Here is a 26,478-nt window from a genome sequence, read left to right as displayed (position 1 = left end):
GTCAGGCCATGTCCGGCTGGGTTAGCCGTTTTGGTTGATGCTCAGAATGTTTCCCTCTGAGTCCAGGAACCAGGCTGCTGCGGTTCCGTCCGGCATCGTTGCAATGCCGTTTTCAGTCTTCAGGCCTGGGAAATCGTAGTCCTCGAACTTGACACCCTTCCCGCGGAGTTCCTCCATCGTGGCGGCGACGTCACTGACCATCCAGCCCATCTGGGTATTCTTGGCGGTCCCTGCATTGGATGTTTGGTAGATGAAGAATCCGGTCCCGTCTCCGCACCTGTACTGAAGGTTGTCGTCGGCGTCTGGATTTTCTGGTTCGAGTCCGAGTTTCTCGCTGTAGTAAGCGCGGGCCCGGGCAATATCCGATGCCGGAAGAACGGCACCCACTTGCTGATCCTTGAGCATGTTTTTCTCTTTCCGACTCTCTCCCCGGAGCGAACTTTACTCCTGGGCGGCAACGAAGTCAGTGGCAAACAGACGCAGGTTTTAGCCCTTGCCTGAGATTGCCGGCGGAGACCCCTTAGACTGGCGGCATGCCGATCATCCCTGACGAAAAAGACTGGACGTGGGTGCTTTCAAAGCCCTGCCCCGAATGCGGCTTTGACGCCTCCACCGTGACGCCGTCCACGGTCCCGGGCACTGTGCTCAACATGCTTCCGAGGTGGCGCGCCGTTCTGCGCCGCGAGGACGTCGCGGTACGCCCGAATGATCACACGTGGTCGCCCTTGGAATATGCATGCCACGTGCGAGATGTCTTCAGCCTTTTCGATAAGAGGCTGAACCTGATGCTGAGTGATGACAACGCCGAATTTGCCAATTGGGACCAGGACCAAGCGGCCATCGATGGCGAATATGGACGTTCGGACCCCCGCACCGTCGCTGACGAGTTGATCGCGGAAGGGGAGCAGATCGCTGAGTCCTTCGCACGGGTGGTGCAGGATGAATGGCAGCGTACAGGGCGGCGAAGCAACGGTTCTGAATTCACCGTGCTCACGTTCTCGCAGTACTTCCTGCATGATGTTGTCCATCACCTCCACGACGTTGACGGCTAGGCGCGCCTGGCTATAGCGTCTTTTCCCACGTCATGCTCCGGTTCACCGGGCTGTATCCCATGCCGAGGTAGAGTGCCAGGGCCCCGGTCGGATTTGCAGAATCGACGTCCAGGGATGCAATGTCCATCCCGGCGGCGGTGAATCGCCGAAGGGCGTCTGCCAGCAGTGCTTGCGCTATTCCCCGGCCGCGATAGGCCCGCCGGACTCCAAGCAGCTCGGTGTAGCCCTCCTTGAAGCCGCGGACGGCTGCTGAGTCGGGATCATGGCTGGCCAGCTGATATCCAGCCACTTCACCCGTGGCGGCGTCAACCACTACGGCGCTCCAATCATGCCTTGCCGTGGGTTCCTCAACGGTGAACCGCCAGGTCTCTTCGTCGCGTGGCTCGCTTCCCCAGTGGTCCCTGAAGGCATCGTTGTGGGCCAGGCGAACAGCCTCGTGCAGGGATGGGTCAAACGTGGATAGTTCCAGTCCGGGCTCAAGCGGTGCTGCTGGAGCAGGCATGGAAGCAGGCCCTGACAACGGCCGATGCATTTCGTTGAACCAGCGCACAACGTCATAGCCCCTGGCCCGGAGCACCGCCGCCTGGTGCGGGTGTTGTTCTTCCGTTTGGATCCGGAGGCGGGGCCGCGCAGTACTGCGCCCTGCTGCGTTGTCGGCGTCAAACCTTCTCCGGGTCTGTGCTTCCTGCCACGCGAGCACAGCCGACCCCACGCCGCGGCGCTGCCAGTCCGGGTCTACGCAGCCCATGCCTGTGGCCTTGTCCCCTTCGGGGTTTTTTGTGATTCTTCCGTACGCGCGGGCAATACCATCCGCATCGAATCCCAGAAGCGTGTTGGTCCCGGGATCATTTTTGGTTGACTCCAGGACGTGGACAAGGTCGCCACGCTTTTCGAACCAGACGGGATGCTCGACGGCGGCAGTCCGGGCGATCAGTTCCGCCCAGTTGTCAAGGTCCGCAGTTGTGGCAGGCCGCCACTGCAGGCCCGTTTGGCTGGCATCGGGCTGGATCAGGGGTGGAACCTCAGAAGGCATGCCAACAGGCTACTGGGGAGTAGGCACTCTCACCAGCCCCGCCGCGCTGGGGAGCTCCAGCTTGGCATCTGCTGGATCGATGTCCTCCGGGTTGTGTGTCACCAAGACCACCGTGACGTTCCGCAAACCCCGGCGAAGGGTGGCCATCATTTCACGAGCGGCAGCAGCGTCCAGGTGCGCCGTAGGCTCATCCAGCAACAGCACCCGCGCGCCGGTCAGGAGTGTCCTGGCCATGGCGAGGCGCTGCCGCTCACCACCGCTGAGGAATGCCCCGGCTGATCCAATACGCGTGTCGAGCCCCTCGGGCAAAGTCTCCACCAACACGTCAAGCCCCACGTCGCGCAGGGCCTCATGCATTTCCTGTTCGTTGGGCTTCTTCCCTGCGGGCCTCGCCAGGAGGAGATTGCCCCGGATGGTGGAGTCGAAGAGGTGGGCTTCCTGCGGGCACCACGCCGCTGTCCCCGTGAGCAGGGCCCTGCCTTCCTTCACGGGAAGGAAGCCAAGGAGGACGGAAAGCAGCGTTGATTTGCCGGCTCCCGACGGGCCGGTGACTGCCAGCCATCGGCCTGGCACTGCCTCAGCGGTAACCCTTGAGAACACCGTGGGGCCACCGGGCCATGCAGCCGCAATTCCGTTCAACTCCAGCCCCGCCTTGCCTTCGCGGTCAGGCAAAGGGTGCGTACTGGCGTCGTGATCTGCGTTGTCCGCATCGGCGGAGGCGGACAACGCCCCGGTAGCTGCTACGCGACCCAGGATGTCTGCGAGAGCAGGGCCTTGGCGGACGGCGGAAACGGTTGCGGAAAAAGGCTCCACGAGGGCCAGTTGCATGAGCACGATCACGGCAACCAAGGCAGGAGCGGCGGAACCATCCTGAACGGATTCAGCGCCCAGGAGCGCCGCCCACAGGGCGGCGAGCGAGCAGGCGAGGACGGTGACGGCCTGGCCGAGACCTTCGGCCCAGGCAGAACGTTGCGCCGAAACAGTAGCGGCACGGTCCTTGTCGCTGAGTGCGGTCAGGATGCGTCCGGCCACGCCGTTGGCGGTTAGTTCGGCGCGGGCATCGAGGGCGGCCGCAACACCGCGGAGCACCACCGAGCGCAGCTGTTGCTCTGCCTTGGCAGCGTTCCGGTCAGCAAGTACGGCAAAGAGCGGCGCAACAATGAGTCCCACCAAGGTGGAAGAGGCAACGGCGGTCACGGCAACGGGCAACACCATGGCAGTTGCAGTGATGGCCGCAGCGCCTACGCCCAAGGCAGTTAACGGAGGGAGGGCGACCCTTGGGAGGAGGTCCCTGAGTGTGTCAACGTCGTCCACGATCGAGCCCAGGACGTTGCCGCCCTGCAAAAGCCGGCGAAGTGAGAGTGCACGGCGGCTCAGCGCGGCCCAGAGCGCCCCGCGCAGGCGTGTCATCGCAGCAAAGATGGCGTCGTGGGTCAGGAGCCGCTCGCAGTAGCGAAGGACGGCCCTGCCGATGCCGAAGAAACGCACACCAACGATCGCTCCCAGGAGGTAGAGGATGGGTGGCTGCTCGCTGGCCCGGATGATGAGCCAGCCGGACAGGCCGGAAAGGGCGACTGCGAAAAGTGCGGCGAGGACTCCGACCACGCCCGCCGCGGCGAACTTGGCCTGGACCGGCCGGAGGACCAGCGCGAGGCGTTGCACGTTGGGAAGCCATCCCTGGTTCAAGGATGTGTGGAGCGCCGCGTTCTGCGCTTCCGGATTGGGTGCGTTCGCCCCGGCTTTGACAGCAGAGGCGGACTGGTAGGCGGGGGTTGAAACAACGGCGGCGGTAGAGGCAGCACCTGGTTCCGCCACGGCGGCGGGCCGCTTCGCTGCAGGTAAGTGCTCCACCCGGACTACATGGTCGGCGAGCGCCCTGGTGCCGGAGTCGTGTGCTATCAGTATCACGGTGGCAGAGCCTCGAAGGGACGTGATGGCCGAGCGGACAACGCTGGCTGAGTAGTGGTCCAAATGTGCGGTGGGCTCGTCCAGGAGCAGCACGGTGGCACCGGACTCGAGCCGGGCAAGACCCCGCGCAAGAGCCACCCGGCGCAACTCCCCCGGGCTGAGCTCGGCAGGGTGCTTGGCGGCGAGGTGGTCAGCCGAGACTCTCCGCAGGATGTTGACTACAGTATCCGCTGTCCCTTCCCCGCCAAGGTACAGCTCCATCTCCTCCTGCACGGTGTCGGCCACCATCACAGGGTGTTGCGGTACCCAGGCCACGGTATCCGTTGATACGCCAGTTACCGTACCGGTCACGGATGCGCCGGGGCCAGGCCCGATAAGGCCCGCGAGGACACCCAGGATTGTGCTTTTTCCGGCGCCGCTGTCTCCGTCCAGCGCCGTAACGGAGCCTGCCGGGGCGGTAAAGTCCAAACGCTCGACGGCGGGTGCGGACCGTCCGGTGTAGGTCACCGTGAGGCCTGCGACCACAATGTCAGCCAGCCCGGCCCGGGAGGCCTGGTTCTCGGCAAGTAGCTCGGTATCGGTATCGATAAGACGATGGTGCGTGGGCGCCTTCAATACGGTGTTGGCAGTTTCCAAGGCTGCCCTGCCGTCATCGCTGGCATGGTGGGCGGTACCGAGTTCACGCAGGGGCAAGTAGCAGTCAGGAGCAAGGATCAGTGCCAGAAGCCCGGCTTCCAGGGCCATGTCTCCGGCAACCAGCCGCACGCCGATGAAGACCGCTACGACAGCCACCGAGATGGTTGCTATGAGTTCCAGGGCAAGGGCGGAGAGGAATGCCGTCCGGAGCGTGACCATGGTTCGGCTGCGGTATTGCTCGGAAATGTCCTCAAGTGCTGCGCGTTGCTCGCTGGCCCGTCCCAAACCCACCAGCACAGGCAGGCCCTTGGCAAGTTCAAGGATGTGCCCGGACAATCTGCGCAGCGTGGTTTGGGCGTCCCTGACGCTGTCTTCCGTGTGGCGGCCTATCAGGATCATGAACAGCGGCACCAAGGGAACGGTCAATACGATGACCACGGCGCTTACCCAGTCGGCAAACAGAATCCGGGCACCGATGAGCAGCGGAACGGTGGCGCAGTTCACCAGGGCCGGCAGGTATTGGATGTAGTAGTCATCCAGTGCGTCCAGGCCCCGTGTGGCGAGGATAGCCAGCCCGCCGTCGTTCGTGCCCTCAACCGCCGTTGTACCGCCCTCGGCCAGTGAGCGTTTGAGGAGCTGCGCCCGCAGTTCCTCCTTGACCCCCAGCGCGGCACGCCGCGACGCAACGCCCTGGCCCCAGACAGCCAGGGACCGCAGCACCGCGCCGACGGCGCCCCACACCAGCCCGCTGGCCCAATCGGACGGACTTCCGGCCAACCCGGCCAGCGCACCCGCCACAGCCTGCGCCATGAGAACCAGCGAAAGTGCCTTGAGGGCTGAGAGCAGGCCTATTCCGTAGAGGGCGGATCGAGTGGCCGGGCCGGAGGGGAACACGGGCTTCATGGCGCGGCTATGCTCCCGGGTTGGAAGGGCCGGTGTTTTCCTTGGCAACCAGCACCTTGGCGGCGATGGCCGGAAGGAAACCGTGGGCTTGGGGAATGTGCGCTGCGCTGACACGGCGCCGGAACACCCAGTATGTCCAGGCCTGGTAGGCGATAACCAAGGGAAGGCCGACCGCCGCCACGATGCTCATCAGGCCCAGCGTGTAGTCGGAGGAGGAAGCATTGGAAATAGTCAGGCTGAACGCGGGATCCATGGTTGAGGGGATAACTACCGGGAACGCGGCCCCGAAGATCGATGCCGTGGCGCACAGCACGAAAGCTCCGATCGCGGCGAACGCCCGGCCCTCGGAACCGTTGCGGGCCCACTGCCAGGCCAAAACAACTGCCGCGACTCCAGCCACCACAATGACCCAGGTCCAGGCTTTGCCGCTCAGGAACTGCACTGCAACCATCCAGGCGAGCATGGGCAGGACGGCAACCGGCACCAGCCGCACAAACCAGCGGCGGGCACGCAGCCGCACCTCGCCGTCGGTCTTCAACGCCAGGAAGGCCAGGGCATGAACCAAGGCGAAGGCGACAACACCGAAACCGCCCAGGAGAGCGTAACCGCTGAACCAGGCGAACGGTCCACCGCTTCGGTCCCCGTTGGCGTCCAGCGGCAACCCCGTGGTGGTGAGCGCCAGCGCTGCGCCGATGCCAAAGGCCGCCACGAAGGATCCAACGGCGATTGCCCAGTCCCACGTAGTGCGCCAGCGTTCAGTGTCCACCTTGCCCCGGTATTCGAAGGCAACTGCCCTGAAGATCAACGCCACCAGGACGCACAGGAGCGGTAGGTAGAGCGCCGAGAACAAGGAGGCGTACCAGAGGGGGAAAGCTGCGAACGTGGCTCCGGCTGCGGTGAGAAGCCAAACTTCGTTGCCGTCCCAGACAGGGCCGATGGTATTGAGCAGTACGCGCCTGTCCGTGTTGTTACGCGCAAACAGCTTCATGAGCATGCCTACCCCGAGATCAAAGCCCTCAAGGAAGAGATAGCCGGTCCACAGTACTGCGATGGCCACGAACCAGATGGTTGGCAACAAGTCCATTGTCTATTCCTCTGTTCTAGTAGGCGAACGCCAGGACGTCGTCGGCTTTGTCGGGGCCGGGTGCGCCGTCGTCGTTCTTGTCGCGGGGCTGCTTCTCCTGGCCGTGCGCAAGTTCGGGCATGGCTGAGGCAACACCACCACGGACGTACTTGACCAGGAGCTTGACTTCCACCACCAGCAGGACGGCGTAGATTGCGGTCAGGACAACCAGGGAGGTCATGAGCTCGCCGGCACTGACACCGGGTGAAACGGCAGCGGCGGTGAACATGAAGACCTGGTCAATGCCGTTCATGTCAGGGTTTGGGGCTACGACGAAGGGTTGCCTGCCCATCTCCGTGAAGATCCAGCCGGCGGCGTTGGCCCCGAACGGTGCCAGGATTCCGAAGACGGCAAGGCGCATGAGCCACTTTGACCCAGGGACGACGCCCTTGCGGGTGACCCACAGGGCTATCAACGCGGCCAAGGCGGCGACGCCCCCGAAGCCGATCATCATCCGGAAGCCCCAGTAGGTGACCTCCATGACGGGCACGTACTGGATTTCCTGGCCGGCGCGGTCGCCGTACAGCGGGTTGTCCGGCAAGTGCGTGCCGTACTTCTCCTTGTACTCCCCAAGCAGGCTGTTCACGCCCTTCACCTCGGTGGTGAAGTCGCCCTTGGCGAGGAAGGAAAGGATCCCGGGCACTTCGATGACCGCCACGATGTCGTCGCAGTTCTTGGCACCCAGGTTGCCGACGCTCAGTACGGAAAACCCGGTGCCATCGTGGCACGCTGCCTCCGCTGCAGCCATTTTCATGGGCTGCTGTTCGAACATGAGCTTGCCTTGCAGGTCTCCCGTGAGGGCGGTGCCGGCAAAGGAGATCATCGCCACCACGGCGCCGATCCGGAGGGAACGCATCCATACGGTGTAGTCGCCCTTGTCGCGGCCCGGGACGTCGGCCTCGCCTGCGACCAGCCGGCCGTCCGCGCCAACCACGTCAATGCCGTCATGGCGGCGGCGCCACAGGTGATACCAGGCGATGCCGAGCAGGAAAGCCCCGGCAACACCAAGGGCACCGAAGAGGGTGTGCGGTACGGCAACCAATGCAGTGTTGTTGGTGAAGACCGCCCAGGCGTCCGTCATGACGGGCCGGCCGTCCACCATCTCAACGCCCACCGGGTGCTGCATCCACGAATTGGCCACGATGATGAAGTAGGCGGAGAAGACGGAACCAATCACGGCAATCCATAGGCATGCCAGGTGGACACCGCGCTTCAGTTGCTTCCAGCCGAAGATCCAGAGCCCAAGGAAGGTGGACTCGACGAAGAAGGCGAGAAGGGCTTCGAGGGCCAGCGGTGCACCAAAGACATCGCCAACGAACCGGCTGTATTCGCTCCAGGCCATGCCGAATTGGAATTCCTGAACGATGCCGGTTGCCACACCCATGATGAAGTTGATGAGGAAGAGCTTGCCCCAGAACTTGGTCATCCGGAGATACTCCGGCTTTCCCGTGCGGTACCACAGGGTCTGGATCACGGCCACCACCAGGCCGAGGCCGATAGTAAGGGGCACCATCATGAAGTGATAGACGGTGGTGATCCCGAATTGCCAGCGTGCGATTTCCAAGGCGTCCATGGCTGTCCTTTGTCCGGCGGCCCGAAGTGCGGTGTACTTACTTCTACGTTGTGTAGAAATCTATTCTTCTACACAGTGTAGAACAAATAGCCCAGCCACATGCCCATTCTTCAAGTGGCGTTACGCACCTGCAAGGGTGAATCGGCATCCGCGGCGCGCCGATAGTTCTACCTCACGTAGAATGAAGGGCTGAAAAGCGGTAGATTTATTGTGGAATGTTGGATCATCGCTCCCGGGTTGCGGCTTATGCCACCGGGACGCGGAAGGTAGGGACGTATTGATGGCGAGTCTTGGGGAACTGGAACGGGCAGTGATGGACCTGCTCTGGGCGGGCCAAGAGGCTGCAACTGCCAACACTCTGCGTGATCTTCTCGCGCAGGACTCCGAAGCCGGCGACGGCACAGCAGGACACCAGGGCAAAGACCTGGCAGTGACCACAGTCCTGACCGTGCTCTCCAGGCTGGAGAAGAAGGGCCTGGTGGAACGCGAACGCGGAACCCGGCCGCACCGTTACCAGGCTGTTTCGAGCCGCGCTGACCATACTGCGGAACTGATGCACGAAGTCCTTGGCTCGGCTCCCGACCGCGAAGCGGTCCTGGCCCGCTTCATTGGCTCCGTCTCCGAAAGTGAAGCCGCTACCCTGCGCAAACTGCTCGGCTACAATTAGCCAGTATGTTCTGGACCTCATACTTCCTGGCGGTCCTGGCATTGATACTGGCGTGGCCGGTACCCGTTCTTCTCTCGCGTGCGCAATGGCCTGCCCGGTCCCCTTTCACGGCCATGGTCCTGTGGCAGGCGATTGCCCTCGCGGGTGGTTTGTCCATGATCGGCGCCATGCTCGTCTACGGACTGGAACCGATCGGCGACAACCTGATCGCGGGGCTCAGGAGCCTGGCGGGAATGGTTTTCAACAACGAGCCAACCACCGCGCTTGGCTTCTGGCACCTTTTTGCCCTCTCCGCGGCCGCACTCCTGACGGCGCACTTGGTGTTCACGCTGCTTTTGACTTACTACAAGATTGAACGGCAACGCAGGCGACACCGCGAACTGCTCACGCTTCTGGCATCGCCCTCCGACGACGGCCCTGGCACCGTAGTGATCAACCACGACTCCCCTGTGGCTTACTGCCTGCCCGGCGGCGCACGTTCGGTGACAGTCTTGTCCGACGGCCTCATGGCTGCACTGGAACCTGCAGAACTGCGGGCGGTGCTCATCCATGAAAACGCCCACCTGTCGCAGCGTCACGATCTCCTGCTCTGGGCGTTCGCTGCATGGCGGCAGGCACTCCCCTGGTTCCCCACCACACGGCTTGCCCAAACAGCCGTGAACTCCCTGATCGAAATGCTGGCGGACGACGTCGCGCTCAGGACCGAAAGCAAAGGCACGCTGATCAAGGCCATCGCCATAGTCTCCAGCGGGTCCTCAACGCCAGAGCCGGGCGGCCATTCACTCAGCCCGCGTGCCCTCAGCGGCGGAGGCGCCGTCGTCGAGGGCGGCAGCATCAGCGCCACCGGCGGGGCAGATTCACCGCGCACGACGGCGTCACGCGTCAGCCGCCTGCTCTCGCCACAGCCCCCACTCGCCACCGCTCTTCGCGCCCTGGTCCTGGCCACCTCAGCCTTGCTCCTCGCCGTACCCACAGGGCTCCTCATTGTCCCCGGGTTGCTCGGCTAGAATCCCTTGGCTTGGCTAAGGCCGAAAGTTGCCCGTGGAACGTGCTGATCCTTTAGGGAAGAGTGGCGTCATAGACCAAGGACGAATACTCCTCCAAGGCGGTCACGCAGCGGGCCAGGCGCTCTGAAGCTTCACTGGCTTGCGGGAGTCGTAGTACATCCCTGGATTTCAACCCGCGATACCAACGTCGCAAGCGCTCCAGGCTTTGTTCTTCCTCCTCCAACTCTGCGAACGTGAACTTCTTCCGCGCAATCTCCTTGGCTATCTCCTGCTCAAACTTCGCGCAATCCGCAATGAATTCCGCCCACTCCTCGGCGCGGGCCATCTCAAACGCCGCCCGGAAGGTGTCCGCGCCATCACGAGGCGAAGCATCTATCAAGGTCCACTTGCCCTCGCTTTTGGCAACAAGGGAACGGGCTTTGGCCAGGCCGGCGTCAAAAGCGGGGTGGGCCGGAACCAGCCATGTCCCGGGGGACAACGGAACCGCCCCGGTCCGCCGAAGCTCCCGCCACACGGCAACACGGTGCTTGGAGGGTTGGGATGGCACGTGGACCAGGATCAGCAACCATCCCAATTCGTCATCAGTCACAAGATTGAATGTAGCAGCTGTTACATTGAGAAGCGTGAACGACCACAAGTCACGCTTGAGTGCAGATATCTCCCCCAGCCGCCGATGGCCCCTCTATGCGGCCGGCTTCACCACCGCATTTGGAGCCCACGCAGTAGCCGCCGGACTTGGCGCCGAAAGTGCGGACATCGGCTTGAGCCTGCTTGGCCTGGGCATCCTGTTGGCCCTGTACGACATCGCGGAAGTCTTCCTCAAGCCCGTGTTTGGGGCTGTCAGCGACCGCATCGGGCCCAAACCCGTGATCATCGGAGGGCTCCTCGCCTTCTCCGGTGCGTCCCTGATCGGACTGTGGGCCGATGAACCCTTCATGCTGGCCGCAGCGCGTCTTGGCCAAGGCATGGCTGCCTCGGCATTCTCGCCGGCATCTTCTGTCGGCGTTGCCAGACTGGCAGGCAAACATACCGGGCGCTACTTTGGCCGTTACGGCTCATGGAAAGGTCTTGGCTACGCGATCGGTCCCCTTTTGGGAGCTGTCGCGATCATCGCAGGCGGATTCAGCCTGCTCTTCCTCATCCTCTCCTTGTTGGGCTTGGCAGTAGCCGTCTGGGCGGCCATCTCGGTGCCGCGACTGGCTCCCCTGCCCCGGCCCAGGTACACCATCGTTGATGTCTGGAAGCAAAGTACCGAGCGATCATTCCTTGGACCCACCGTGGTGCTGGCTGCGTCGACCGGCGCCTTGGGGGCGGCAGTAGGCTTCCTCCCTGCGCTGGCGGCAAGGGAAGGGCTGGGCACCGCCGGCAGTGTCGCCGTCGTAACGGTATTGGCCGTGGCGTCATCCCTCGTCCAGCCAAGGATCGGACGATTGCGGGATCGCGGAGTCCTGGCAGACCGGCCCGGCATGGTGACCGGTTTGCTGGCCATAGTCCTTGGCGTACTCATCGCGGGCCTTCTTCCCGCGGCATTGGCCATGGTCGGCGCCGTTTCCATCTATCGCGCCATGCCGATCTACTGTGCTGCCATTTTTATCGGCTTGGGAATTGGCGTTGCCACCCCACTGGCCTTCGCGCACTTGGCCGATGCGACTCCCGCCGAACGCCTCGGCCGCACGATGGGTTCAGCTGAACTTGGCCGGGAGCTCGGCGACGCCGGCGGGCCATTGTTGGTGGGCGGGGTTGCCGTAGCGGCGGGTCTCCCGTGGGGCCTGGGAGCACTGGCCCTGGCCGTAGGAGCAGCGGCCTTTGCTGCACCAGCTTCCGCGGCTTCCGGCTCCGTCACGAAGCCAGGCCGGAAACCGCGGGTCTGAACGCTATTACGCAGTCTCCTAGGCGTCGATGCGTTCCCGGTCCAGGGTCGCTGCCCCTGCGATGATGAATTCCTTACGGGGAGCGACGTCCGAGCCCATGAGGAGATCGAAAACCTCTTCGGCACGCTGGGCGCTGTCGATGCCGACCTTCCGAAGGGTACGGTGACGCGGGTCCATGGTGGTCTCGGCGAGCTGCTGTGCATCCATTTCGCCCAGGCCCTTGTAACGCTGGATGGGCTCCTTGTAGCGCCTGCCTTCCTTGGCCAGGTTGGCCAGGAGAACATGCAGTTCTGCCTCGGAGTACGTATAGATCATCTCGTTGGCCTTCTGCCCCGGGTTGATGACCTCCACGCGGTGCAGGGGCGGAACTGCCGCGAACACCCGGCCCGCCTCGACCATGGGCCGCATGTAGCGGAAGAAGAGCGTCAGCAGCAGCGTGCGGATGTGCGCGCCGTCGACGTCGGCATCCGTCATCAGGATGACCTTGCCGTAACGCGCTGCATCAAGGTCGAAACTCCGGCCTGAGCCTGCGCCGACAACCTGGATAAGTGCAGCACATTCTGCGTTGGAGAGCATGTCCCCTACCGACGCCTTCTGGACATTAAGGATCTTGCCCCGGATAGGAAGCAGGGCCTGGAAATCCGAAGACCGGGCCAGCTTGGCGGTACCGAGGGCGGAATCACCCTCAACGATGAAGAGCTCGGATCGCGCCACATCATCAGTACGGCAGTCGGCAAGCTTGGTGGGCATCGAGGAGGTTTCCAGTGCGTTCTTCCGGCGCTGGGTCTCCTTGTGCACTCTGGCCGAAATGCGCGACTTCATCTCCGCAACGATCTTTTCCAGCAACAACGCCGACTGCGCTTTGTCATTGCGGTTGGCCGAGGACAACCTGCTGGAAATTTCCTGCTCGACCACCTTTGCGACGATGGCGCGAACAGCGGACGTGCCAAGGATTTCCTTGGTCTGGCCTTCGAACTGTGGCTCGGCCAAGCGGACGGTGAGCACAGCGGTGAGGCCGGCCAGGACGTCGTCTTTCTCGATTTTGTCGTTGCCTGCCTTCAGCTTCCTGGCATTCGTTTCAACTGCCTTGCGGAAGGTTTTCAGCAGGGCTGCCTCGAAGCCCGCCTGGTGCGTGCCACCCTTGGGCGTGGCGATGATGTTGACGAAGCTGCGCATCGTGGTCTCGTAACCGATCCCCCAGCGCAAGGCGATATCGACTTCGCAATCGCGTTCAACTTCGGCGATCTTGCTGTGCCCGTTCTCGTCCAGAACCGGGACGGTTTCCTTGAACTTCCCCGAACCATGGAGACGCCACACGTCAGTGACTCCGGAGTCGGCCGCGAGGAACTCCACGAATTCCGAAATACCGCCGTCGTGGTGGAAGACTTCCTCGTGCACACCGTTCTCGCCAGGGGTGCCCGCGAGCTTGCGCTCGTCGCGGACAGTGATCTTCAACCCGGGGACCAGGAACGACGTCTGGCGTGCGCGCGAGGCGAGGTCATCGTAAGAGAATCTGGCGTCTGGCGTGAAGATCTGGCGGTCGGCCCAGTAACGCACCCTGGTGCCGGTGACCCCGCGTTTGGCCTTGCCAACCACGTCCAATACAGAGTCTTCGACGAACGGCTCGAAGGGCGCGTTGGGGCTGGGCTTGGCGCCGGCATCAATGAAACGTCCCGGCTCGCCACGGCGGAAGGACATCTGGTACGTCTTGCTGCCGCGGTCGACCTGGACATCCAGCCGGCTGGACAGCGCGTTGACCACGGAGGCGCCCACACCATGGAGGCCACCGGAGGCGGTGTAAGAACCACCGCCGAACTTGCCGCCTGCGTGCAGCTTCGTGAAGACAACCTCGACGCCGGAAAGTCCCGTCTTCGGTTCGACGTCTACAGGGATGCCCCTGCCGTCGTCATGGATTTCGACCGAATTGTCCGCATGCAGGATGACTTTGATGTCATGGCCGAAGCCCGCAAGGGCCTCATCAACAGCGTTGTCGATGATCTCCCATAGGCAGTGCATAAGGCCACGGGAGTCGGTGGAACCGATGTACATGCCCGGGCGCTTGCGAACGGCCTCCAGGCCCTCGAGGACGGATAGATGCCGGGCGTTGTATTCAGAACTCGGTGCCACTCGCGGTGTGCTCCTTCGGGGTATATCTCAAGGCAAACACTGCCCATCTTAGGCTAGTCGCGGTCCCCTATCGGCACCGGTTGCCACTCCCGGAAACCGGCATTCTACTTCGTTACGTTACGCACATGTGATACGCGGACAGCGAAAGTGATCCATCCTTGCCATGGTTCTGCTCCGAATACTGGTTATATGGATGTACAGAACTACTAAGGAGGCCGACATGACAACAGCAGTTGCAGACCGCACACTGAACGCAGCTGACCGATGCGATCGTTGCGGGGCTCAAGCATATGTCCGCGTTGTACTCGAGTCCTCCGGCGGTGAGCTGCTGTTTTGCGGCCACCACGCACGCGCAGTTGAGGCCACGCTCCGGCCCCTGACCTCCGACTGGCACGACGAGACCGAGCGCCTCAACGAGAAGGCACCTGTCCCGGTCGATTAGACAGGACTGGCGGTAAGGCCGGACACTATCCAGCCACATCACTTCGAGCAAGAACAGGGCTCCTCCCATCCGGGAGGGGCCCTGTCTAGTTTGAAGCCATTGATCCGCTTTGAGTGACAAAGTACCCGAAACAGCATTGGCCCGGTCGGATACTCCGACCGGGCCAATACCCTTGTCAGTGGACCTCTTTAGTCCACCAGGACCTCTTTTTAGTCCAGGTAGTCCCGCAGGACCTGCGAGCGGGACGGGTGCCGCAGCTTGGACATGGTCTTGGATTCGATCTGGCGGATGCGCTCACGGGTAACGCCGTAGACCTTGCCGATTTCGTCTAAAGTCTTAGGCTGGCCATCGGTCAAGCCAAAGCGCATTGCTACTACCCCGGCCTCACGCTCGGACAGGGTGTCCAGAACCGAGTGCAACTGCTCCTGGAGGAGCGTAAAGCTCACGGCATCAGCCGGAACAACAGCTTCAGAGTCCTCGATAAGGTCACCGAACTCGGAGTCGCCATCCTCACCCAGCGGCGTGTGGAGCGAAATCGGTTCACGGCCGTACTTCTGGACCTCCACGACCTTCTCAGGCGTCATGTCCAGTTCCAGCGCCAATTCTTCCGGCGTAGGTTCACGGCCCAGGTCCTGAAGCATCTGGCGCTGGACACGGGCGAGCTTGTTGATGACTTCCACCATGTGCACCGGGATGCGGATGGTGCGGGCCTGGTCAGCCATGGCGCGGGTAATGGCCTGGCGGATCCACCACGTTGCGTACGTGGAGAATTTGAAGCCCTTGGTGTAGTCGAACTTCTCCACGGCGCGGATGAGGCCCAGGTTGCCTTCCTGGATGAGGTCCAGGAAGAGCATGCCACGGCCGGTGTAGCGCTTGGCCAAGGAAACAACGAGGCGAAGGTTGGCTTCGAGCAGGTGGTTCTTGGCCCGCTTGCCATCGTGGATAACGAATTCAAGTTCACGCTTGAGCTTCGGGTCCATGGAACCGTCGTCGGCGTTGATCTTTTCTTCGGCAAACAGGCCGGCTTCGATGCGAAGCGCCAGATCGACTTCCTGTTCAGCATTCAGCAGGGCGACCTTACCGATTTGCTTCAGGTAGTCCTTCACGGGGTCAGCGGTGGCACCGGCCGACATGACCTGCTGGACAGGGGCGTCGTCGTCATCGGCGTCCGAGTAGACGAATCCGGATCCGGAGGGCGCTGCCTTGTCCTTGCCGGTTCCGGCGCCGTCCTCGACATCGTCGTCTCCGACTTCAACTTCCTCAGCTGCTGCGGGATCGAAATCTTCGTCCTCGACAACCACTTCTTCGGCGTCGGCCTCGGGGTCCGAAGACTGGTTCGCGGCTTCGGCCGCGGCCTTGGCGCCGGGCTTGGGTCCACGCTTCTTTGGTGCCGGCTTGTCAGAGGTGTCCTCTGAAGCCTTGGTGGCAACACGTGTCGCCGCACGCTTTGCCGAAGTGGCCGCCTTGTTTTCCTCAGCGGACAGTTCGGCCTGGGCGGCGGGTTCCTTCTCGACGGAAGACGGGGTCACAGAAAACCTTTCTAGCGGCGGTCTGTGGAATCACCATGCGGGCAACACCACTATGACCCTGTCAAGTCCGCGATCAATTTCAAATGCGATCGCCGTCTGCAGAGTCACTATGTACAACTGCCAACGACACCGTAATGTTCCCGGATTCCGGGCTCATTACAGGCATTCAAACGCGGACCCAACCGGGTCTCGGCATCCATTGTCTCACGGTTTTATGAATCCCACGCTTGATGAAGCGGAATGGCTACCGAAGGGATCCTTTGTAGGTTCCCCATGCGGACTCGGGACGGCTTGCCCAGGCGCAGATGCTTCCTTGCCCGAGAACCTCGTCCAGCAATTCGGCGAGCCTGTAGCCAGGGCTGGCCGAATTGGCGCGCGTCAGGCAGGCGTGTGCAACGGATCCACTGCCCTTGCACCAGGCAATCCAGCCTTGCAGGGTCAAGGCAGCAGCAGCTACGTCCCCCATTTCTCCCTGGACACACAAGTACGACAGGACGCGCTGCAGGGCATCAAGCTGCCCCCAGTCAGGAACAGCTGGTTCAACACCTAGGAGGACGTCTGCGTAGGCAAAGATGCTGAGCACCCCTTTTGCTTCATAGGCCTTGCCAGCCCCTTCCTGGGTGTCCGTCGGCGGCAATGCCAGCTCTCCGGCGTCGAAAGGAAGTGGGTCGGAATCATCGTTCCTGCTGCACAATCCGAACGCTGCTGCACCGGCCTTCGCGGAACCGATGCCAGCAGCCGCCATGATCATTACGGCGTCCCGCCATCCGGGGACGCCGAGGGTCGACCTGAGGAAACCCGCGAGTTGCGGGGTTGGCAAATCTGCCGGTTCACTGTCGGGATGGATCCGGGCGTCATCCAGCACCTGGCTCCACACCTCCAGTACGGCATCAAGGCATTTCCCACTTCGCCAGGACGTCCTCATGCGCTTGGCAAAATCCGATTCGGCTTCCGACACTGCGGGGTCCAGGGCACCGGGACGTCCGGGAACGGGTGGATTTTGCCTGCTCCTCGGAGAAGCCCCGATGGTGCTGCCTCGATAGACCATCTCTGCACTGAGCCGGCTGTTCCTGATGCGTTCTATCGGCAGGCCCGGCACGGGGCAGCACTCCTGGTCGGCGCAGAATGCGCCGCGCCAATACTCAGGACCAACCAACCACGCATCCCGGACAGGCAAGTCAGCGTGGTCAAGTGTTTCGTGAAGTTCAGCCAGCAGCGGGAGTGTTCTGTGGACAACCATGCCGTCGTCCCAACCGTCGTCGGTGTAAAGGGCAAGCACCACGCCGTCGGCAAGGGTGTCCGACGCCAGGTAACGACGTACATGCTCCGCAAAGGCAGCAAGCACGCGGCCCGAAGCCCGGGCCGGCGGGTCGACGCGGAGAGCGGCTCCGAGCGTATTCCCCTGCATCGTGATAGCCACAAGGCTGTCCTCGGGCCAATAGCCCAACAAATGCGGGATGTAACCCAGGATGTCCTCTGGTTGATGGATGCTCAGCGTCTCTTTGGTGGTCATGGTTCAAGCTTGGGCAACGCCAATGGTTGAAAACAGGGACCATCACGCTTATGTGGATAAAGGTGGCCACATCCGGGCAAACACAAAGCTGCCCCGTACCGGAGTTTGGTCCCTGCCGTTATCCCTTGTTTCCTTCATCCGGCTGTGCACGGGCGGCACGCCGGCGCTCAATCCTTTCGCGGCGCTGCCGGGCCAGGGTTGCAGCCAACGGGGGCACATGGACGCCCTGCTCGGCCATCTGCAACCGCACCTTCCGGCGGGTCAGCATAATGAGGACCGTCCCGATGCCCAGCAGGACAAACTGGACGCTGAGGGCTACACGGAAGGGATCAAGGCCGTACAAATCCCCGCCTGAGAATCCGCTCGCGTTCAGGACGTCCAGGACCAGGCCAATAAGGTAGATCGCCACCAAGGCAGCGATGAACCCGCCCACGTTGACGATCCCTGTCGCGGTACCAATACGGTGGGAAGGATTGAAGGTCCGCGCGAAGTCGAAGCCAATCATGGAGCCCGGGCCGCCAACTGCCAACACCACCACCAGGATCACGAGGAGCCACAGCGGCGCCCGGTCAGGAAGGATGAGGACTGCCGCCCAAGCCAGCGCAGTGGACGCAGTGATCAGCAGGACCATGGCTGAGCGGCGCATTGGGTGTTTGGAGACAAACCGCCCAAATCCAGGCCCCGAGACGATAGCGGTTGCCACGAACAAAGCCATCAAAGCTGAGACCGTTCCCGCATCAAGTCCCTGGGCGGAGAGAAGGAAGGGATAACCCCATGTCATCGCAAAGAGGTTGCCACTGAACTGGACGGTGAAATGGCTCCACAAGCCAAGCCGGGTGCCTGGCTGTTTCCAAGCGCGGGAAAGGGAAACTCCGGTAGCCCGAAGACCCTGCCCGGTTTCCCGCGGCGGATGACCGGGAGGCTGGTCCCGCAACAGCACGAGGACCAGGATGACAGCCAGCACGGACATCGCCGCGAGTGACATGAATGCCGGCGTCCAGCCGGCAGAGTGTAGAAGCAAGGCGAAAGGCACCACGCTGAAGAGCTGGCCCAACTGCCCGCACATTCCGGTCAGCTGGGTAACCACGGGGACCCTGGCCGGACTGAACCACAAGGGAACCAGACGGATGACGGAGATGAATGTCATAGCGTCCCCGGCTCCCACCAGGACACGCCCCAAAACACCTCCAGGGATGCTGTCGGCGAAAGCGAGCTGCAATTGCCCCAGTCCCATCAGGATGGCACCGCCGGCAATCATGACCCGTGATCCAAACCTGTCCACCAGGACGCCTACCGGAATTTGCAAGCCGGCGTAGACAAGCAACTGCAATACGGTGAAAAAGGAGATGGCCGAAGCACTGGCATGGAAGCGTTCTGTTGCTTCCAAACCCGCGACACCAAATGAGGTTCGCTGTGCTACGGCCACCAGATAGGCAAAGACGCCGATCGTCCAGATGAGCCAGGCGCGGGGAGCAGTCACTCCTCAATTATGCCCGCCAACGGTTCAAAGCTGATTTATTGAGGCGAGTCTTTACGCGCCAGGTATGCCTCCACTGCCGCCCCGATGTCCTCCGCGTTGGGCAGTTCGTCGTTCTCATCGGCGAGCAGCGAACGCCGGACGATGCCCTCGGATTTCTCGTCGTACCGGGCCTCCAGGTTGGCGACGACAGCCTGCACTTCCTCCGAGGCCTCAATCTGTTCCGCAATCTGGCGGCCTACTTCCCTGCCGGCCTCCCGGAGCCGGTCAGTGGGAAGCATCAGGGAGGTCGCCGCCCCCAGGTACTCCAGCCCCGCCACCGCCGCTGGAGGATATTCGGCCTCGGCGAGGTAGTGGGGCACGTGAATGACGTAACCAGCCACATGGCGTTCGGCCTCGGTGAGCCGGAGTTCGAGGATATGGCCAATGGCGGCCGGAACTTCGACCGTTGGCTTCCAACTCGAAATACCTTCGATAAGTTCGGGCCGGTTCCCGTGGACGGTGACTCCCACCGGCCGCGTATGTGGTACGGGCATGGGAATGGAATGAATCCACGTGACCAGGTTGACGTCGAGCTTCTCCACGATTCCGACGACGGCACGGGAGAACCGCTCCCACTGCAAGTCGGGTTCGAAACCGGCGAGCAGGAGGAACGGTTGGCCCAGCCCGTCCGAGAGCTTGTAGAGCGCCAGCTTGGGTGCCTGATAGTCCTGCAAATGGTCTTCGACGAAGCTGATGTGGGGACGCCGCGAGCGGTAGTCGATGAGCTGGTCGGCGTCGAACATGGCTACCACTTCAGCGTCGAGCTGGTCCAGGAGTTCCGCGTTGATCTGCCTGACCACATGACCGGCATCGGCAAAGCCCGTGAAACCCATGACCATATTCAGCCCCCGCAGTTCCGGGCTGTGGAATATCTCGATGTTGCTCGCGTAGAGCGCCTCGGGGTCCAGGAGGGAGCCGGATATCCGTTCAAACACGGCATGTTCCTTTCGCAGTGGCAAAGTTCGGTGCCCCCATGCGCCACTGGTCATGGCGTCGCTGACTCCATGAATGTGGTGTGGGGACTCTGTGTCTCTTTGTACAACGCTGCACCTCCAGTAGGCATTCCTGCCCTTGGTGTGCCGCAGCTCTCATTTAATTGCTGTCAGCAGCCTGCGAGAGACTACGATCGAAACGGGCCGACGTCCTTTGCGACGCTGGACCTGAAGACCAAGGCCGCCGTCGGTACAGGACGTCGGGCGCGTACCGGGGCAGGCCCGCCAAACATGCGGCCCCGCCATGCAATGCAGAGAGAAGTGAGGAAACATCCTCGTGGTCAAGACTACTGACATCATCCTCGGCGTCATCGCCAAGGACCTGAAAAAGTCACCCAGCGACGCACTTGTGATCGGAGTTGCCCAGGGCTCGGACGGGCCAGTGCTGCTGGAGAACCCGCTGAGTGCCAAGGCCGCCGAATCCGTGCAGGGATCACTGAAACTCCTTGGAGTTTCGGGTGCCCCCGACCAATCGCACCGCCTTCCGGGTCTGCCGGAAACGGGCTCGGGGATCCTGGTCCTGGCAGGGGTGGGCAAACTGTCAGAGGACGGCACTATCCCGGAAGAAGCGCTGCGCCGGGCGGCAGGGTCCGCGGTCAGGCAACTTGCCGGAGTCCCCTCAGCTACCTTGGCGTTTCCGACGGCGTCCGTCACGGACGTCGCTGCAGTCGCCGAAGGTGCGGCCATGGGCGCCTATTCCTACACCGAACACCGTTCCAGCAAGGACGGGCTCAAGGACCCGGTCGCCAAGGTTCTGATCTTCACCGGCGTTGACGCCAAAGCTGCCCAACCTGCACTTGACCGGGCATCAGTACTGGGCAGGGCCGTCAACGCAACGCGTACGCTCGTGAACCAGCCGCCCAGCCATCTGTACCCCGAGTCGTTCGCCGAATCTGCCAAGGAACTCGCAAAGGGTCTTCCCGTAAAGGTGACCGTCTGGGACGAAAAGCGCCTGGAAAAGGAAGGCTTCGGCGGCATCCTCGGCGTTGGAAAGGGTTCAACCCGCCAGCCACGCCTGGTCAAGGTCGAATATGCTCCGGCGAAGGCCACCCGGAAGATCGCGCTCGTTGGCAAGGGCATTACCTTCGACACCGGCGGTATCTCCATTAAGCCCGCCCTCGGCATGGGTGACATGAAGAGCGATATGGCGGGCGCCGCCGTCGTTCTTAATACGGTCCTTGCGATCGCCTCGCTCGGCCTGCCCATCAAGGCGACCGCGTGGCTTTGCATTGCGGAGAACATGCCCTCCGGCGCTGCCCAGCGGCCCGCCGATGTCCTCACCGTTTATGGCGGAAAGACAGTCGAAGTCCTGAACACCGATGCCGAGGGCCGCTTGGTCATGGCCGATGGCCTGGTGGCCGCGAGCCTGGAAATGCCGGACGCAATCATCGACGTCGCAACACTCACAGGTGCCCAGCTCATCGCGCTCGGATTGCGCACGGCAGGAGTGATGGGTTCCGATTCCGTGACATCAGCGTTGAAGTCCGCCGCTGACAGGGCAGGCGAGCTTGTCTGGCCGATGCCGCTGCCCGAGGAACTGCGCCCCAGCCTGGACTCCCAGGTCGCGGACCTTGCCAACATCGGCGAGCGTAACGGCGGAATGATGACGGCCGCCGTCTTCCTGCGTGAATTCGTGGGTAAGAACGGCGACGGCCAGCAGATCCCCTGGGCCCACGTCGATATTGCCGGCCCATCGTTCAACAACGGCAGCCCCTACGGGTACACCCCGAAGCAAGGAACCGGATGCACAGTCCGTACCTTGGTGGCCTACGCAGAGGATCTGTTGGCAGACTCCGCGTAAGCAACCCACTCCACTGCGGTTAAGACGGGCAGTGCGGGTAGGGCGGATGGGTCCGCGCTACCCGCACAACCCCGGAATTATGCGGTGTGTAGCGCTGTGTCACAAGTGAACGTGAGTCTGGACACAAGCGCTCCACAAACGCCCGTGGAGGGTGGAGCATGGGTAGGTGGTTCGCTAAGGTGAACTCGATAGTCACAAATGCAAGAGAACTTAGGTGCTGGCATAATCACGGCAGAACAAGTTCCAAAGACCCGATGACACGCAGTCCCGTGTCATCATTCACGCGAGGGAGCGTTTTAGTGGCCGATCAGGCAACTGCGCAAGAATTCGACATCCTGGTACTCGGTGGCGGCAGCGGCGGCTACGCCACGGCTTTGCGGGCCGTACAGCTTGGGTTCACCGTTGGCCTTGTGGAAAAGGCAAAACTCGGCGGAACCTGCCTGCACAACGGCTGTATCCCCACCAAGGCACTCCTGCACTCGGCTGAACTGGCCGATCACGCACGCGATTCCGCCAAGTATGGCGTGAACGTCACGCTCGACGGCATCGACATGTCGGCCGTGAACGCGTACAAGGACGGCATTATTGCCGGCAAGTTCAAGGGCCTCCAGGGACTCATCAAGTCCAAGGGCATCACCGTCATCGAGGGTGAAGGCAAGCTCCAGGGCAACAACACCATCGTCGTGAACGGCACCGCGTACACGGGCAAGAACATTGTCCTGGCAACCGGTTCGTACTCACGCTCCCTCCCGGGCCTGGAAATCGGCGGCAGGGTCATTACGTCTGACCAGGCCCTCACCATGGACTACATCCCCAAGAGTGCGATCGTCCTGGGCGGCGGAGTAATCGGCGTCGAATTCGCTTCCGTTTGGAAGTCCTTCGGCGTGGACGTCACCATCATCGAAGGCCTGCCCTCCCTGGTTCCCAACGAGGACGCCTCGATCGTCAAGAACCTCGAACGCGCCTTCAAGAAGCGCGGCATCAAGTTCACCACCGGCATCTTCTTCCAGGGCGTGGAACAGAACGACGACGGCGTCAAGGTCACCCTTGTGGACGGCCAGACGTTCGAAGCCGAACTCCTGCTCGTTGCAGTCGGCCGTGGTCCCGTCACCGCGAACCTTGGTTACGAAGAAGCAGGTCTGACCATCGACCGCGGCTTTGTCATTACCAACGAGCGCCTCCACACAGGCGTAGGCAACATCTATGCAGTCGGCGACATCGTACCCGGCGTCCAGCTGGCACACCGCGGCTACCAGCAGGGTATCTTCGTTGCCGAGGAAATCGCCGGCCTGAACCCCGCGATCGTCGAAGACATCAACATCCCCAAGGTCACCTACTGCGAGCCTGAAATCGCAACGGTCGGCTACACCGAAAAGGGCGCCAAGGAAAAGTTCGGGGACGACCAAGTGGAGACGCAGGAATACAACCTGGCCGGCAACGGCAAGAGCTCCATCCTCGGTACCGGTGGCATCGTCAAGCTCGTCCGCCAGAAGGATGGCCCCGTCGTCGGCATCCACATGATCGGTTCCCGCATGGGTGAGCAGATCGGTGAAGCCCAGCTCATCGTGAACTGGGAAGCCTACCCTGAGGACGTGGCCCAGCTGGTTCACGCCCACCCCACCCAGAACGAAAGCCTGGGCGAAGCCCACCTCGCCCTCGCGGGCAAGCCGCTCCACGGCTAAGTCTTTACCCAAGACAAACGGATAGGGTGCATGCGGCGGAATCTGCCGCATGCACCCTGCCCGGACCAGCAGAATTCATCCGCACAAAAGATCAATAAGGAGAACGGGGACGACATGTCTGAATCCGTTAACTTGCCCGCCCTCGGTGAGAGTGTCACCGAAGGAACCGTCACCCGCTGGCTCAAGCAGGTTGGTGACCGGGTAGAGATCGACGAGCCGTTGCTCGAGGTTTCCACCGACAAAGTAGACACCGAAATCCCTTCTCCGATCGCAGGCGTCATCGAAGAAATCCTCGTCGCTGAAGACGAGACTGCAGAGGTTGGTGCCCCACTGGTACGCATCGGCGACGGCTCCGGCTCCGCCGAACCGGCTGCTGAGGAAGCACCCGCCACTCAGGAAGCACCCGCTGCTGCCGAGCAGGCTGCCCCCGCCGAAGAGGCTCCGGCTGCGCCGGCTGCTGAGGAGGCCCCTGCTGAGGAAGCCACTGCTGAAGCTCCTGCCGCCTCCGGTGGCGAAGGCCACGAAGTAACCCTCCCGGCCTTGGGCGAGAGCGTTACCGAAGGCACCGTCACCCGCTGGCTCAAGGCTGTTGGCGACACCGTGGAGGTCGATGAGCCGCTTCTTGAGGTTTCCACTGACAAGGTCGATACCGAGATTCCTTCCCCGGTTGCAGGCACCCTGCAGGAGATCCGCGTCAACGAAGACGAAACCGCCGAAGTGGGATCGGTTCTGGCAGTTATCGGTTCCGGCGCGGCAGCCCCCGCTGCGGCTCCGGCTCCCGCCGCTCCTGCCGCTGAAGCTCCGGCCGCACCTGCCGCCGCACCGGCACCTGCCGCTGCACCCGCACCTGCCGCCGCACCGGCACCTGCCGCTGCACCCGCTCCGGCTGCTGCACCCGCTCCGGCTGCTGCCCCGGCACCAGCTGCCGCACCCGCTCCCGCCGCCGCACCGGCACCTGCTGCTGCACCGGCAGAAGCAGGCTCGTCCTCCGAGTCCGGTTACGTAACTCCCCTGGTGCGCAAGCTGGCAAACCAGCAGGGCGTGGACATCGCGTCCGTGTCCGGCACCGGCGTCGGTGGCCGCATCCGCAAGCAGGATGTCCTGGCCGCTGCCGAAGCCAAGCAGGCCGCCGCAGCAGCGCCGGCCGCGGCTCCTGCCGCAGCTCCTGCCGCCAAGTCCGCTGCACCCGTTGTTGCTTCCTCCCTGCGAGGCACCACCGAAAAGGCTCCGCGTATCCGTCAGGTCATCGCACGCCGCATGCGCGAGTCGCTGGAAGTCTCCACCCAGCTGACCCAGGTGCACGAGGTCGACATGACCAAGATCGCCAAGCTCCGCCTCAAGGCCAAGAACTCGTTCCAGGCCCAGAACGGCGTGAAGCTGACGTTCCTGCCGTTCATCGCCAAGGCTGTGGCTGAAGCACTGAAGCAGCACCCCAAGCTGAACGCTGCCTACGACGAGTCCAAGCAGGAAATCACCTACCACAACGCCGAACACCTGGCCATTGCGGTAGACACCGACAAGGGCCTGCTGGTTCCGGTCATCTCCGACGCCGGCAACCTCAACCTCGCAGGCCTCGCCGGTAAGATCGCCGACGTCGCAGGACGCACCCGCGACGGCAAGATCGGCCCGGATGAGCTGTCCGGCGGTACGTTCAGCATCACCAACATCGGTTCTGTTGGCGCACTGTTCGACACCCCGATCATCAACCAGCCGCAGGTAGGCATCCTGGGTACGGGCGCAATCGTCAAGCGCGCAGTAGTGGTGGCCGATGAAAACGGCGACGACTCGATTGCCATCCGCTCCATGATGTACCTGTCCCTCACGTACGACCACCGCCTGGTGGACGGCGCGGACGCCGGCCGTTTCCTCCAGACGCTCAAGGCCCGCCTTGAGGAAGGTGCCTTCGAAGCCGATCTTGGCCTCTAGGCCAAAGCGTTAGCAGGCGCCCTCCGTACGGAGGGCGCCCCATCAACCCAGCGGGGCAGGCTCCGGGGAAACCCGGCGGCCTGCCCCGCTTCGTTATCCGTTGTGTCAGTCGCTCTGTTTGCCCACCTAAGCGTGGCTTTGCTACGGGACGTAGAACCAACTGGATAAGCTGGGGCCATGAGTATTCTCTTCAGCATCCTGGTGTTCCTGCACATCGTCGGCGCAGCCATGATTGTGGGCTACTGGATCGCCACCATCAAGACACCTACCGTCCACCCCCGCCAGCGGGATGGCGCATTCCTTCAGCTGCTCACAGGCATTGCCATGATGGGCCTCCTGCCACTGATGCCGGATGCGGATCCCAACTACTTCAAGCTCGGCATCAAGTTCGCCATCGGCGTGGCTGTTGCTGTTCTTGCCGTGATCGGCTCCCGCAAGGTCAAGAACGGCGAACCCGTCTCCACCGGCTTGGCTCACGGTGTTGGCGGACTGGCCCTGGTGAACATCGCCATCGCAACGCTCTGGAACTGAACCTACGCAGAAGGAGTCTCCCCACCTTTGTCGGGCGGGTAGGCTGCTTTCTTCAAGGCAAGCCAGGGGTCACAATCCACTCTCAGCGGAATGACAGTGCAGCGCAGCCGGCAAATCCATAGGATTGATCCCGGTGGCACCCGGCGATGGCTGGTTGCCGACGCACAAACGACCCCAAGGAGTGGACATGGCAGCAACACGCACCGCACACACGGTTTGGAACGGCAACCTGATCGAGGGTGCTGGAAACACGACGCTGGATAGCTCAGGCCTGGGCACGTTCGATGTCACCTGGAAGGCACGTACCGAGCAGTCCGGCGGCAAGACCAGTCCGGAAGAACTGATCGCTGCAGCGCACTCCGCGTGCTTCTCCATGGCCTTCAGCAACGAGCTCGCACAGGCGGGCTTTACCCCTGAGGAAATCCAGACCAAGGCCGACGTGACCTTCGTCCCCGGCACCGGTATCACCGGCAGCCACCTGACGATGACCGCCAGGATCCCCGGCATTTCCGAAGAGGATTTCCGCCGTATCTCCGAAGCGGCAAAGACCGGTTGCCCGGTTTCCGGTGCGCTGGCCAGCATTGACATCACACTGGACGCAACGCTCGAAGCATAGCCTCGGGCTTCGCTTCACAGCACAAAA

21 protein-coding genes are annotated in these 26,478 nt (G+C 62.6%); 10 read left to right on the top strand and 11 right to left on the bottom strand.

Features of this window, described 5'->3' with window-relative positions:
- Positions 1-21: 21 nt before the first annotated feature.
- On the bottom strand, positions 22-405 hold the full coding sequence (locus tag LDN82_RS08985) for a VOC family protein (protein WP_224089609.1): 384 nt from the start codon (positions 403-405) through the stop codon (positions 22-24).
- A 128-nt stretch (positions 406-533) separates the two neighbouring features.
- Between LDN82_RS08985 and LDN82_RS08980 the strand changes: the two genes are divergently transcribed.
- A complete protein-coding gene (locus LDN82_RS08980; protein ID WP_224089607.1) occupies positions 534-1,052 on the top strand; it encodes a DinB family protein in 519 nt (172 codons plus the stop codon).
- Positions 1,053-1,062: 10 nt separating this feature from the next.
- Here the strand turns inward: LDN82_RS08980 and LDN82_RS08975 are convergent, their stop codons facing one another.
- The 4 genes from LDN82_RS08975 to LDN82_RS08960 are packed head-to-tail and all read right to left on the bottom strand — an operon-like array spanning position 1,063 to position 8,228.
- Entirely contained in the window at positions 1,063-2,085 is a 1,023-nt protein-coding gene (locus LDN82_RS08975; protein WP_224167086.1) for a GNAT family N-acetyltransferase, read from the bottom strand.
- A 9-nt stretch (positions 2,086-2,094) separates the two neighbouring features.
- On the bottom strand, positions 2,095-5,532 hold the full coding sequence (gene cydD / locus LDN82_RS08970; protein WP_224167085.1) for a thiol reductant ABC exporter subunit CydD: 3,438 nt from the start codon (positions 5,530-5,532) through the stop codon (positions 2,095-2,097).
- Between the two features lie 7 nt (positions 5,533-5,539).
- On the bottom strand, positions 5,540-6,616 hold the full coding sequence (cydB, locus tag LDN82_RS08965; RefSeq protein WP_224167084.1) for a cytochrome d ubiquinol oxidase subunit II: 1,077 nt from the start codon (positions 6,614-6,616) through the stop codon (positions 5,540-5,542).
- Positions 6,617-6,632: 16 nt separating this feature from the next.
- A complete protein-coding gene (locus tag LDN82_RS08960; RefSeq protein ID WP_224167083.1) occupies positions 6,633-8,228 on the bottom strand; it encodes a cytochrome ubiquinol oxidase subunit I in 1,596 nt (531 codons plus the stop codon).
- A 280-nt stretch (positions 8,229-8,508) separates the two neighbouring features.
- On the opposite strand from LDN82_RS08960, the gene LDN82_RS08955 reads away from it, so the two are divergent.
- Together LDN82_RS08955 and LDN82_RS08950 are read left to right on the top strand one after the other, a co-directional pair.
- Positions 8,509-8,895, top strand: a complete 387-nt coding sequence (locus tag LDN82_RS08955; protein WP_189016115.1) for a BlaI/MecI/CopY family transcriptional regulator — start codon at positions 8,509-8,511, stop codon at positions 8,893-8,895.
- Between the two features lie 5 nt (positions 8,896-8,900).
- Positions 8,901-9,902 carry a M56 family metallopeptidase gene (locus LDN82_RS08950; protein WP_224089597.1) on the top strand — a complete coding sequence of 334 codons (1,002 nt, stop codon included), beginning with the start codon at positions 8,901-8,903 and terminating at the stop codon, positions 9,900-9,902.
- A 52-nt stretch (positions 9,903-9,954) separates the two neighbouring features.
- Here LDN82_RS08950 and LDN82_RS08945 read toward each other — a convergent pair whose 3' ends face one another.
- Entirely contained in the window at positions 9,955-10,491 is a 537-nt protein-coding gene (locus LDN82_RS08945) for a Chromate resistance protein ChrB (protein ID WP_224167082.1), read from the bottom strand.
- Positions 10,492-10,525: 34 nt separating this feature from the next.
- Between LDN82_RS08945 and LDN82_RS08940 the strand changes: the two genes are divergently transcribed.
- On the top strand, positions 10,526-11,773 hold the full coding sequence (locus tag LDN82_RS08940; RefSeq protein ID WP_224167081.1) for an MFS transporter: 1,248 nt from the start codon (positions 10,526-10,528) through the stop codon (positions 11,771-11,773).
- An 18-nt stretch (positions 11,774-11,791) separates the two neighbouring features.
- On the opposite strand, the gene LDN82_RS08935 is transcribed toward LDN82_RS08940, so the two are convergent.
- On the bottom strand, positions 11,792-13,900 hold the full coding sequence (locus LDN82_RS08935; protein ID WP_224167080.1) for a DNA topoisomerase IV subunit B: 2,109 nt from the start codon (positions 13,898-13,900) through the stop codon (positions 11,792-11,794).
- Positions 13,901-14,120: 220 nt separating this feature from the next.
- On the opposite strand from LDN82_RS08935, the gene LDN82_RS08930 reads away from it, so the two are divergent.
- Entirely contained in the window at positions 14,121-14,342 is a 222-nt protein-coding gene (locus LDN82_RS08930; RefSeq protein WP_021473125.1) for a hypothetical protein, read from the top strand.
- A gap of 209 nt (positions 14,343-14,551) precedes the next feature.
- Here LDN82_RS08930 and LDN82_RS08925 read toward each other — a convergent pair whose 3' ends face one another.
- The 4 genes from LDN82_RS08925 to LDN82_RS08910 all read right to left on the bottom strand — a co-directional run bounded on the left by LDN82_RS08925 (position 14,552) and on the right by LDN82_RS08910 (position 19,838).
- Positions 14,552-15,871, bottom strand: a complete 1,320-nt coding sequence (locus tag LDN82_RS08925) for an RNA polymerase sigma factor (RefSeq protein WP_224167079.1) — start codon at positions 15,869-15,871, stop codon at positions 14,552-14,554.
- A 244-nt stretch (positions 15,872-16,115) separates the two neighbouring features.
- Positions 16,116-17,384 carry a DUF4192 domain-containing protein gene (locus tag LDN82_RS08920; RefSeq protein WP_224167078.1) on the bottom strand — a complete coding sequence of 423 codons (1,269 nt, stop codon included), beginning with the start codon at positions 17,382-17,384 and terminating at the stop codon, positions 16,116-16,118.
- A 118-nt stretch (positions 17,385-17,502) separates the two neighbouring features.
- Entirely contained in the window at positions 17,503-18,864 is a 1,362-nt protein-coding gene (locus LDN82_RS08915) for an MFS transporter (protein WP_224167077.1), read from the bottom strand.
- A gap of 35 nt (positions 18,865-18,899) precedes the next feature.
- Positions 18,900-19,838 carry a PAC2 family protein gene (locus LDN82_RS08910; RefSeq protein ID WP_224167076.1) on the bottom strand — a complete coding sequence of 313 codons (939 nt, stop codon included), beginning with the start codon at positions 19,836-19,838 and terminating at the stop codon, positions 18,900-18,902.
- A 334-nt stretch (positions 19,839-20,172) separates the two neighbouring features.
- On the opposite strand from LDN82_RS08910, the gene LDN82_RS08905 reads away from it, so the two are divergent.
- From LDN82_RS08905 to LDN82_RS08885, 5 genes are all read left to right on the top strand, one after another.
- Positions 20,173-21,696: a leucyl aminopeptidase gene (locus tag LDN82_RS08905; RefSeq protein ID WP_224167075.1), complete on the top strand. Its 1,524-nt coding sequence runs from the start codon at positions 20,173-20,175 to the stop codon at positions 21,694-21,696.
- Positions 21,697-21,995: 299 nt separating this feature from the next.
- Positions 21,996-23,378 (top strand): dihydrolipoyl dehydrogenase, encoded by a 1,383-nt coding sequence (lpdA, locus tag LDN82_RS08900; RefSeq protein WP_224089588.1) that lies wholly within the window; start codon positions 21,996-21,998, stop codon positions 23,376-23,378.
- A 114-nt stretch (positions 23,379-23,492) separates the two neighbouring features.
- A complete protein-coding gene (sucB, locus tag LDN82_RS08895) occupies positions 23,493-25,304 on the top strand; it encodes a 2-oxoglutarate dehydrogenase, E2 component, dihydrolipoamide succinyltransferase (RefSeq protein WP_224167074.1) in 1,812 nt (603 codons plus the stop codon).
- Positions 25,305-25,481: 177 nt separating this feature from the next.
- On the top strand, positions 25,482-25,835 hold the full coding sequence (locus tag LDN82_RS08890; RefSeq protein ID WP_224089587.1) for a hypothetical protein: 354 nt from the start codon (positions 25,482-25,484) through the stop codon (positions 25,833-25,835).
- 187 nt (positions 25,836-26,022) lie between these two features.
- Entirely contained in the window at positions 26,023-26,451 is a 429-nt protein-coding gene (locus LDN82_RS08885) for an OsmC family protein (RefSeq protein ID WP_224167073.1), read from the top strand.
- Positions 26,452-26,478 lie beyond the last annotated feature (27 nt).

This window comes from Arthrobacter sp. StoSoilA2, assembly GCF_019977195.1.
Lineage (GTDB): Bacteria > Actinomycetota > Actinomycetes > Actinomycetales > Micrococcaceae > Arthrobacter.
The sequence above is the reverse complement of the archived record's forward strand: the minus strand, read 5'-3'. Positions and strand labels throughout refer to the sequence as shown.